The 8,113-nt window shown below is 43.7% G+C and carries 10 protein-coding genes; 5 read left to right on the top strand and 5 right to left on the bottom strand.

Annotated elements, in window-relative coordinates:
- Together F6K57_RS32765 and F6K57_RS32770 are read left to right on the top strand one after the other, a co-directional pair.
- Positions 1 to 885: DUF3370 domain-containing protein (locus F6K57_RS32765; RefSeq protein ID WP_293072190.1), on the top strand; the 885-nt coding region annotated here is incomplete at its 5' end.
- Positions 886 to 1,130: 245 nt separating this feature from the next.
- Positions 1,131 to 1,529 (top strand): response regulator transcription factor, encoded by a 399-nt coding sequence (locus F6K57_RS32770; protein WP_293024412.1) that lies wholly within the window; start codon positions 1,131 to 1,133, stop codon positions 1,527 to 1,529.
- A gap of 137 nt (positions 1,530 to 1,666) precedes the next feature.
- On the opposite strand, the gene F6K57_RS32775 is transcribed toward F6K57_RS32770, so the two are convergent.
- Entirely contained in the window at positions 1,667 to 1,888 is a 222-nt protein-coding gene (locus F6K57_RS32775; RefSeq protein ID WP_293072193.1) for a hypothetical protein, read from the bottom strand.
- A gap of 259 nt (positions 1,889 to 2,147) precedes the next feature.
- On the opposite strand from F6K57_RS32775, the gene F6K57_RS32780 reads away from it, so the two are divergent.
- On the top strand, positions 2,148 to 2,711 hold the full coding sequence (locus F6K57_RS32780) for a DUF2854 domain-containing protein (RefSeq protein WP_293024414.1): 564 nt from the start codon (positions 2,148 to 2,150) through the stop codon (positions 2,709 to 2,711).
- Between the two features lie 147 nt (positions 2,712 to 2,858).
- Here F6K57_RS32780 and F6K57_RS32785 read toward each other — a convergent pair whose 3' ends face one another.
- Complete coding sequence (locus tag F6K57_RS32785) at positions 2,859 to 3,110, bottom strand: chlororespiratory reduction protein 7 (protein WP_044495296.1); 252 nt, start codon at positions 3,108 to 3,110, stop codon at positions 2,859 to 2,861.
- Between the two features lie 124 nt (positions 3,111 to 3,234).
- Here F6K57_RS32785 and F6K57_RS32790 point away from each other — a divergent pair, with 124 nt between their 5' ends.
- Positions 3,235 to 4,674: a YdiU family protein gene (locus tag F6K57_RS32790; protein ID WP_364305069.1), complete on the top strand. Its 1,440-nt coding sequence runs from the start codon at positions 3,235 to 3,237 to the stop codon at positions 4,672 to 4,674.
- A gap of 50 nt (positions 4,675 to 4,724) precedes the next feature.
- Here the strand turns inward: F6K57_RS32790 and F6K57_RS32795 are convergent, their stop codons facing one another.
- Together F6K57_RS32795 and F6K57_RS32800 are read right to left on the bottom strand one after the other, a co-directional pair.
- A complete protein-coding gene (locus F6K57_RS32795) occupies positions 4,725 to 5,273 on the bottom strand; it encodes a Fis family transcriptional regulator (RefSeq protein WP_293072191.1) in 549 nt (182 codons plus the stop codon).
- A gap of 206 nt (positions 5,274 to 5,479) precedes the next feature.
- Positions 5,480 to 6,133 carry a sigma-70 family RNA polymerase sigma factor gene (locus F6K57_RS32800; RefSeq protein WP_071107622.1) on the bottom strand — a complete coding sequence of 218 codons (654 nt, stop codon included), beginning with the start codon at positions 6,131 to 6,133 and terminating at the stop codon, positions 5,480 to 5,482.
- Positions 6,134 to 6,318: 185 nt separating this feature from the next.
- Here F6K57_RS32800 and F6K57_RS32805 point away from each other — a divergent pair, with 185 nt between their 5' ends.
- Positions 6,319 to 7,044, top strand: coding sequence for a L,D-transpeptidase (locus tag F6K57_RS32805; protein ID WP_293019602.1), 726 nt, complete (start codon positions 6,319 to 6,321; stop codon positions 7,042 to 7,044).
- A gap of 62 nt (positions 7,045 to 7,106) precedes the next feature.
- Here F6K57_RS32805 and F6K57_RS32810 read toward each other — a convergent pair whose 3' ends face one another.
- Positions 7,107 to 7,664 carry a late competence development ComFB family protein gene (locus tag F6K57_RS32810; protein ID WP_293019604.1) on the bottom strand — a complete coding sequence of 186 codons (558 nt, stop codon included), beginning with the start codon at positions 7,662 to 7,664 and terminating at the stop codon, positions 7,107 to 7,109.
- Between the last annotated feature and the right edge of the window lie 449 nt (positions 7,665 to 8,113).

An 8,113-nucleotide genomic window follows, 5' to 3' on the forward strand; every position in this document is an offset into this window, starting at 1 on the left:
CGTGGAGGTAGGCAAGACGGATTTCCTGCCCAATTGGTGATTCAGGCTCAGCAAAGCCGCATGTTGCTGAATCTGCCAATTCCAGTGCGAACCTTGACACCACCGATTAATGGTCGCTCAACGTTGATGCGGTTATACAGTGATGGAAAGGTATACGCCGCCAGTCTTGCCAAGTATGCACCTTTAGATACTGATGGGAATGAACGCTCTCCTACTATAGCTCAATGGCAGGATTTATTAGAGCAAGGGGAGTTAGCTGGACCACGCGATCGCGCCCCGACTGATCCGATTGCTACTACTGGTTCAATTATCTACGGTCGAGTGGCAGGAGTAGCCCGAGGCTCTAGATGGCAAGCTCAGTTAGTGGATAATCCTACTGCTCAATCTCTAACTATTCCGCAACCGGGAAAAGCCTTTTCCTACGGACTGAGTACCCTCCATCACGGCAGGTTAGGTACTGGTCAAATTCAGAGTGCGCCGATGTTAGTCCGTTATCCAGATACCGCCTATTTTGCCCATGGTAACTATGGGGTGCAATACAGCCTGACCTTGCCACTGATTAATCCCACCCGGGATACTCAAACGGTCACTCTGGCTCTTGAGACACCGATTAAACAGGATCAAATCCAGGGAGGATTAAGGTTTTTAAAGGCACCAGCTAAGCAAATATTTTTCCGAGGGACAGTGCAATTGAGCTATAAGGATGATCAAGGTTTACCTCGGACGCGCTATGTGCATTTGGTACAACGGCGTGGTGAGCAGGGGGATACCCTAGTGAGGTTGCAGATGCCACCCCTTGAGCAACGGCTGGTGCAAGTCGATTTTCTCTATCCACCAGACTCGACACCCCCCCAAGTTTTAACGGTTCGGACACATCATCAATAGACCTCTTGCATAAGTCTCAACCCAAATGTAAAAAACCTAGCCCTGTGAGGATGGCAAGGTGGGGAGTATGTCACATCAGGTTATATGTATCAATGTAAATTGATATTGTAGTCAATGTAATAAATTCATGAAATGATCAGTTGATTATCTCGAAAGGTAGATAAAATGTTACAATCTAACTTATTAGACTGAAAAAGTCAAACAATGATCAGCGTCTTCCTATGTTGTCCTGTGAGCATCCTGCCTTGCGAGTTCTAGTAGTTGACGACCATGAATTAACTCGATATAGCCTTCAGTTAGCATTTTCGGCTCAGGAGAATATTGAGATAGTTGCTCTTGCTAGTAACGGGAAAGAAGCCATTGATATGGTAGAGTGCCATCGCCCGGATGTTATAGTACTTGATCTACAAATGCCTATGATGGATGGTCTAAGTGCAGCCACCCGGATCAAAAGTCTAGAGCCAGACACTAAAATTATTGCCTACTCTTCAGTAGAAGACCCCCAAATTGAGGTAATGAGCCAAACCGCTCCCGTTGATATCTTCTGTAGGAAAGATGTTGCCACTTCAGATCTAATTAATTTAGTTAGGAAAATGGGGAGTGATAAAGTTAACCGTCTACAACCACTAGCTAAAATCAGCTGAGAAACGAAAACTAGAATAAGGCGCTGCTAAACTAAGGAATTATGCAATTATAGTCGGCTAATTTCCCCATTACCTCATTACCCTCAATTATTCCATTAATCAGCAACGCCAATTTTTTGAGGCATCAGTTAGCCTTTCTATTCGGGGAAAGTACGCTTAAATTCATCGATTAGGTCATCGAGTTCTTCTAGAGCCTGATTAACATCAATTCTGAGGGTACCCAAATCGGGTTGCTCCAGAAGCCGTAGCAAGGATTCCCGTTTACTGGTGATTAAGGTAATTCGCTCCTTAATTTTTTCCAACTCCATTTTTGGCTGTCTCTTATCTACAACTTTATGATAACGATCAGATTTTATCATAAAAAGGGGGAATAAGGTATTTAAGAGAAAGACTTGGTGCAATTATTAATTCGTTCTTACTTGCCTGGAGTCGGGAATATCGGTCAAGCCAGTAATCAGAGTATTGGGTTGATGTAATGATGGGAAGATGGGGGATAGGGCAGATAGGAGTGGATAAAATTCACCCAAAACCATATATTGGTAATTTTGTCAACTTCTATGACTTGACCACCACTCTATGATAATAAAACTGGAGTTATTTCTGTTACATAGCTAAATAATGTTACCCCGAACTTCCCTAGGAACTGTAGGTCTAGTCATTGGTGGATTACTGACCGTAATCGGCTTTGTTGCCTACGCTACCGATAATGCCACCCTGAATCTAGTGGGATTCTTTTATGGAATTCCGATTCTACTAGGAGGTCTTGCCCTCAAAGCTGCCGAGTTAAAGCCTGTGGAATTAAGCCAACCAACAATTCCTGAAGTCCTGACGCTGCGAGAGCAAAGCGCCACCCCAATCCAAAACCAGATTCGCAAAGACGTAATGCGATATCGCTATGGTCAAGAAGCCCATCTAGATAGTTCCTTGGAAAGCCTTGGTTTATCTCCTACTGATGAAGAAAGACCTGTGTTGATGGGGTTACGAGAAACTTCGGTGGATGGTGCTTATGCCTTAATTCTCGAATTTGATTCCCCACTAATTCCTTTTGAGACTTGGCTCAAAAAGCAGGAAAAACTGGAAAACTTCTTTGGACCTGGTATTAGAGTAGATTTAACCGAACTTGAAGAAGACCAGGTGGATGTAGCACTAGTGGCAATACCCGAAGAAAGCACCAGCGTGTAAAGACCTTACCTTTAAAGCTCTCCGCTGTTACCTAGACGGGGATTCTCCGTTGAAACAGTCTGTCATATACCGCCCTGTGACGCTGAGCGCCGAGTTGTTGCCTAGACATCGGCGCTCAGCGTTGCTGTTCTGTTGTCGGTATAGTTTTTACAAGCGCACTACATACCATTGTAAATACTCTCCAGGTCCTACATCTAATTCACAGCTGGTCTCCATCAAATACTGTCCTTGCTCCTCCAAAGAAGTCAAATGCTGCAAATCCCTTGGCAAATCATCCTGACGATTTGCCAAGATTGCCATTAACTTTGACTTTAACTCCATTGGAGTCAGAATCACCTCTGGCTGATTAGTTTCTAGAACTACATACCCATCTTCCTGGAACATTATAGAATTAGGCATATCTTAGATCAAATCCACTTTCTTCCTTCGTTTATAATCTTAGGATGTTTGTGATTTTTTGGGTCTTTGTGGTAACTAAAAAACTATTCATTTGCAAACCTATTCCCGTGCCAGCTACAAAACCCTGATCGATATGTTTCTATCTCTCAACTACGAGCCAGCCTTAGAATCCCTCGGATATGACTATTTTGACGAAGTAGCAGCAGCAGAATTTCCTAGGCATATCCTGCGGTTTCGTAACGACCAATTGTTACCCCGTATTGGATTAAATCCCCAAGACACTAACGACCAAGACTTTATCCAAGCTTTCGGTAAATTTCAGGGAGTTCGACCCTTTTTAGCCCTGCGCTACCATGGCTATCAATTTGGTGAATATAACCCTAGACTAGGGGATGGCAGAGGTTTTCTCTATGGTCAAGTAAGAGGTATTGATGGGGAACTTTACGACTTCGGTACCAAAGGCTCTGGCACCACACCCTACTCCCGAACTGCTGATGGTAGACTGACCCTCAAAGGAGGGGTGCGGGAAGTACTTGCAGCTGAAGCGTTGCACCATCTTGGAGTTTTAACCTCCCGCTGTCTGAGCCTGATTGAAACTGGAGAGCAACTGTGGCGAGGTGATGAACCTTCTCCAACTCGCTCATCAGTTATAGTACGTTTTAGCCGTTCCCATATCCGGTTTGGTACCTTTGAGCGACTGCATTACTTTAAGCGTCCGGATTTAATCAAGAAGCTATTAGACCATGTGATTGAGCAGTACTACCCAAGCATAATCCCCCTAAAGGAGGATAAGAAACAGGAGCAGTATGCTCAGTTTTACGCTGAGTTGGTGGAACGAGTGGCTCGATTGGCAGCCCAGTGGATGGCAGCGGGTTTTTGTCACGCTGTCTTAAATACCGACAATATGTCGATTACTGGCGAAAGTTTTGATTATGGACCATTCGCCTTTATCCCCACCTATGACCCTAAGTTTACCGCTGCTTACTTTGACTATTACAGGCGCTACAGTTATGGCAATCAACCTGGAATTTGTCAGTTAAATTTAGAAATGCTTCAGCAACCGTTAGGGATGGTAATCCCAACATCGGAGATGGAAGCAGGTTTAGCCGAGTTTGGGAAACATTATTACCGCAATTATCGGCACTTGATGCTGAATAAACTGGGATTTGAACAGTTGCCAGAGTCGGAAGAGTCAGAGTTATTGAGGTTAACGATTCAGTTCCTGCAAGATACTCAGGTTGGTTATCACGCTTTCTTTGCTGAATTAGCCCAACAGTTTGATAAGAGTTGGCGAGATGATGTTACTCAGATAATGAGCCGAGAATCTTTTTGGGAGTCAGATGCTCAGTATTCCTCCCTAGCAGATTGGCGCAATTTATACCACCACCTTTTACAAAATTTATCAGTTGATCAGCTTAAGGATATGTCAGCACTTTTGCGAGATAAGAATCCGCACACTGCTTTACTCAGACCTGTAATTGAGGCAGTTTGGGAGCCAATTACTCAGGAAGATAATTGGGAGCCGTTTTATGAGTTGATCAGCAAACTACAAGCTAAACAATGAAACAGTGATTAGTTCAAAGCTGAGGCAAGAACCATTTATCTCAATTTAATTTAATTCAAATTAAGATTGTTGACATTTCCATTAACTTCTGGTAATACTCCTGACGGTCTAGGAGATGACACTGGAGCTAATGGTATCTCTAGCAGCGGTCGATTCAGAGCAATCCTGAGGGGTTCTGCTTTTGGCAATGGAGTTGGGTTAGTGGCCATCTGTGGCACTGGTGAGGGTCCATTAGGCACAATCATCGAAACCGCACCGACAAACATGGCAGCAAGGGCAGCACCACCCCAAACAAATTTTCGGCGATTCCGGCGGCGGTCAATTTTTGAGAAAACTTGCTGTGCCAGTTCTTGAGCTGGTTGCTCTGTTTGTGGGACGGGCATGGTTCGGAATGCCTGACGTAGCATCAGCAGTCGATTGTATAATCGTTTGGCCTCTGGGTCAGTTGCCAATAGCTGCTGCACATCAGAGCGCTGTGCTGATGTTACTTCCCCATCAACGTAGGCACTGATTAATTGAAAGCGATTGCGTTTGAGGGAATCCATATCTTTGGCAGATTCCTGCCCATAAGTGTTATCAGGGTTAAATTTAGAGGTCATTTTCTCATCACCAACGAGTCATCGTAAACTCCCCACACTAGATATCCCATATTTTTTATATTAAGGGAATAACCAATACAGGAAATCCGGCGCTTTAGATAAAGATTTGAACAAGCTTGTCTTCTCAAATTATGGGATTTAGATAAAGATCTGATTAAGCAAGCCTTGTAAAGATTTGATATATTATTAAGTAACTATACTGATGTTTAGGAATCTAGATAAGCTTGCAGGTGAGATTGCAATCTCGCTCTTGCTCTAGCAATTCTAGACTTAACGGTTCCGAGAGAAGCGCCAGTAATTTCGGCAATTTCTTCATAAGCCATACCTTCGATTTCCCTAAGGATGATGGTAGTACGAAACACTTCTGGCAACTCTGATATTGCCTTGTGCAGTTGCTCATAAAACTCTCTGGTCGTCATATCTTCTTCTGGACCAGGCTCTGCTGAAGCAATTTCCCAATCCATATCGCCATCATCCATATGACGTGGTGCATCCAGAGACAGGGGGTGGGCTACCCGCTTGCGTTTGCGGAGCTCATCATAGAACAGATTGGTGGCAATACGGCTTAACCAACCTTTGAACTTGACTGGTTCATTAAGTCGTTTAATATTACGGTAAACCCTAATCCACACCTCTTGGGCTAAATCGGAGCGATCTTGCCAGTCTGGTGCCAAGTGATACAAAATCTTATCCACGTGGGACTGATACCGACGTAGTAGCTCAGCAAAGGCTGTGCGGTCAGGACTCATCCCTTCCTGACAGCGTAAAACCAAATCATAGTTAGAGAGTTTCTCAGGTTGCACCGGCAGTTGAGGAAGTGTTACCTCTGTTGACCAGGATAGAGAAATTGGTTGACTCATGATTGGAATAGCTTCTAAAACTTTCTTCCTCTCATTGACTCCCAACTTCTGCGATTGGTTCCCGCTCATCGAGCACTAGTCTATCTTACATTTTCACGCTTGTAGTGGACTGAGCCAGCAAACAGCCAATTAACTATTAAATTAACTAGTCATTTCCAATTAATTAACTATTAAATAAATTAATTATGGCCATAAGCAACTCAATTAACACTAGCTTAATGATATTTTGCTTTGGGTCAGCAGGATTGTTAATCTCAGCTACACTACCACAGCTTAAGCTGAAGCAACTTACACCTGAGATTAGCCAGGTCTTGCCAGCAACCTCTCGGTTGACCATAGCACGACTCGGTACACTAGAGACGTTGACAAAAACTTCTTCAGTATACCCGGAACTGGCACCGTTGTCATCCGAAAAGACAGCCTCAGATCTGGTAAAACCTCAGGTAACGCCAAAGAGACTGAAATCAAAAATTCCCAAGGTTTTACCAGCCACCTCTTATTTTACTGACGCAATTGCTGCTATTACTTACCAGGTAGTTGTGGATTTGAGTGATACTACGGTCTACTTGTACTGGGGAGAACAATTGCTCCAGAGCCACCCAGTTGCCATTGGTAAACCCGGTTGGGATACACCCACTGGCAGTTTCAAAATTATTCGCAAACAACCCAACCCTATTTGGAAAGAACCGATTACTGGTGAACTCATACCTCCTGGACCTGATAATCCTTTAGGAGAAAGGTGGATTGGTTTTTGGTCTGACGGGCACCATCAAATCGGGCTTCATGGCACTGATGAAGAAGAGCTAATCGGCACAGCGGTTTCCCACGGCTGCTTACGGATGCTCAACCAGGATATTAAACAGTTGTATGAGCAGGTAAGTCTAGGAACACCAGTCATTGTGAGAGATTAAACATCTCAACCGAAAAATTGCCATTGAAAAGGGATTTTTAACCATCACCTGTTAACACTGACTCAACGTAATCCATTTGAGCCCTGAGGCTTTGGCTCAAAGTGTGGTGCAAACTCCTCTAACATATTACTAATCTGTTCCATCAGATCGCTGTTTTTTTTGCCGATTGCTTGGCGATCAGCGCCAAAATCAGGTCGCTCTAGATATTTGGCTATGGCATCCTTGACTTGATGGTTAATTAAATCCATTAGGTCTTGCTTTGCTCTTTTACGCTGGTATTGAGCACCTTTTTCGGTAGTGGCATAGAGAGGGGGCAGTCTATTGAGGGCATAGGCAGCAATATCTCCTAGCTCCAGAAAGTGATCGCTCTTGTCTTCTATCTTGGTAAATTGATCAATTGCTTCGCTTAATACCAACTCTTCCATGACATTGATAAACTGCTTGCGAGCAGCTGTAACCACCTCACCACATAGAAGCGCCCCCATCAGTCTGTCTAATGCCATATATTCTTCAATGGAGAGTTCCGAAGCTGTGTCACAAAGGCGACCGACCTCACTCTCCATCAGGGGAGTTAAGTAGCCATCTTTCAACGCTTTTTCTACAATTTGCTCAATTCTCATGAGTAGATTTAATAGCTATTGATTTAATGGTCAAAATAATTAATAGTATAATCTAGGAATTTAGCTTCGTCTTTATCTGATTAAGCTGATCCCGATGGGTGAATCTGGGGGATTTCGTGAAGCGGAGTCAGTGGTTAGTGGGATTTCCTAGTAAAATCAAAAAAAGAGTAGGAGTAAGTTAGCCATAGGGCTTTAGCCTATGACTAGCTACAAACACGAGGAATTTATGGAGTAGTGGTCAATAACCACTAAATCCTAAGGGAAGGACAAGTTAACAGCTAACCAATAGGGAAAGGGCAAGAGTAAAGAAAATTTTTCCCTCTTGCCGGTTACGTTTACCGATACTTTTTAGCTACCAAAATCTACTTTGCCGATTTTAGCCCACTAATGCAAGCTGCTTAAGCAGCCAGGGGGTATCTCCCAAGGCCAAGATAGGTTTTGTTCCGCTC

Source organism: Moorena sp. SIO4A5, from assembly GCF_010672005.1.
GTDB lineage: Bacteria > Cyanobacteriota > Cyanobacteriia > Cyanobacteriales > Coleofasciculaceae > Moorena.